This is a genomic window from Enterovibrio nigricans DSM 22720, assembly GCF_900167155.1.
Taxonomy (GTDB): Bacteria; Pseudomonadota; Gammaproteobacteria; order Enterobacterales; family Vibrionaceae; genus Enterovibrio; species Enterovibrio nigricans.
In genome coordinates, this window is sequence record NZ_FUXU01000211.1 from 1 (window position 1) to 1626 (window position 1626).

Here is a 1626-nt window from a genome sequence, read left to right on the forward strand (position 1 = left end):
ACCACAAGCACGATAACCGCAATCAAGAGTGCCCCTTCTTGGGCATACTTGCCGAAAAAGGTCACCCAGCGTGCTTCCCCATGACTTTCCATCACAGGGATGGCCGCTTCAATGACGCTTTGCTTTTGGTCTTCATCAAAAGCAAAGGGCACCCCAGCAATGGCACCTGTCATTTTCTCCACCATGCCGAACAGGCCACCCAGAATGACCGTCATGGATTTTTCGTCTATCTCTGCGCCTGTGTCGGCCTCTTGTGTTTCGCTGGCTTTCTCCTCTTGCTCAAGCTGGGTTAGAACGGATTCGAACGCGCCCCAATCGTCACTGGCCGCACTGTCAAATGCACCGTCAACGCCTACTTCATTGCCAGACATACGTGACCTCCTTGCTGCCCTCTTGTTGTGATGCCTTCGCTATCCATTTCCACGCCAACCACCCTGCACCCGCCAGCGCAATGAGTGCGACCACCCAAGGTAAAACACGTGACCACCCATCGTCCGTTTCGTCATCGTCCTCTGGGTAAGCGTTATTGCAGTTTGAAACAGCGGTTTTACTGGCTTCGCTGTTTTCAGAGGCAGTGCTTTTAACTGTATCGGTAACGGTATCCTTACTGTTACCCGAGGTGTCAGGAGTGTTTTCATTACTGTTATTACAGTTTGAAACCGCGGATTTACTGGCTTCGCTGTTTTCAGAAGCAGTACTTTTAACTGTATCGGTAACCGTATCCTTACTGTTACCTACTGAGGTTTTTGGGGTGATATCTGCTTCGTTTTCCACACGGTTTTCCTCCATGTATTTTTGGGACGGATATTGATTGCCGCAACTTGGACAGCGGTAGTACTGTTTGCCCACGTTGCGTTTGTTTTTTGGGGCTTCGCCCGTTGCTATCAACTTGCCTTCTCCGATGCAGTGCACCGTGGCGGTAGAGCCACAGTGCGCACAGGGCACATAGCCGCGAACGGGGTTAGGGTATTGGTTACTCACGACACGCTCCTTTTTCCACCTCCGACAGGGTTTCACGGTTTTCTTGCATATAACCGCGAAGCTCTGTGCGGGCGTGGCGGTTGATGTTAATAAGGGTTTTTACCTTTTCTTCTACATCATCGGATAACCCGAGCTTAGAGGGGGAGAACGACTCCCCACCTGTCAGTATCTTTCCTGCTTTCGCCAGTACTTTAAGTGGACTCAAGCCTTTAATGCGCTCAATCTCCTCCAGTAAAGTTGCTTCCAACTTGTCAGCGGCATCCAGTGCTGCTAACGCGCGGTCAATGGCTGTTATTTCTGTGTGTCTCATGTGCTTTCCTTTGTGGTTCAAGTGTGCATCGCATGGGTGCGAAGCTCCCCGTTTCGAAGCGAAATAGAGAGATATTTGTCGATGGGGACGGTTGCCCCGAGTGACAGCGGTTTGAGCAAGCATTGCACCCCTTTCACGCTCCATCCTGTGATGTCCATCAGGGCGTGCTCAAGCGGTGAAACGGCGGTTTTTCCGGTCGGGTTACACTTATTTTCAGTGCTCCAAGGGACGGCACGCCGTGCCTTTTTAAGAGCAAGAGCAAAAGCGGATGCACGCGCCGCTTTCCATGTGTCAAATTTTGAAGACGGCACTAACGCAAAGTCTTGCCCTGCGGT

At 51.4% G+C, this 1626-nt stretch carries 3 protein-coding genes and 1 pseudogene; all 4 read right to left on the reverse strand.

Annotation, left to right across the window (positions count from 1 at the left end):
• A partial coding sequence (locus tag B5D35_RS23635) for a hypothetical protein (protein WP_078754834.1) occupies positions 1-371 on the reverse strand: 371 nt, incomplete at its 3' end.
• Positions 358-981 carry a hypothetical protein gene (locus B5D35_RS23640; protein ID WP_078754835.1) on the reverse strand — a complete coding sequence of 208 codons (624 nt, stop codon included), beginning with the start codon at positions 979-981 and terminating at the stop codon, positions 358-360. The genes B5D35_RS23635 and B5D35_RS23640, both read right to left, overlap by 14 nt.
• Positions 974-1291, reverse strand: a complete 318-nt coding sequence (locus B5D35_RS23645) for a hypothetical protein (protein ID WP_078754836.1) — start codon at positions 1289-1291, stop codon at positions 974-976. The genes B5D35_RS23640 and B5D35_RS23645 overlap by 8 nt, the downstream gene beginning before the upstream one ends.
• A 17-nt stretch (positions 1292-1308) precedes the next feature.
• Positions 1309-1626, reverse strand: a pseudogene (locus B5D35_RS23650) (replication endonuclease); the annotation flags it as partial.

Coding starts and splice junctions, on each gene's coding strand:
- B5D35_RS23645 (WP_078754836.1), bottom strand. CDS start 1,291: ATGAGACACACAGAAATAACAGCCATTGACCGCGCGTTAGCAGCACTG.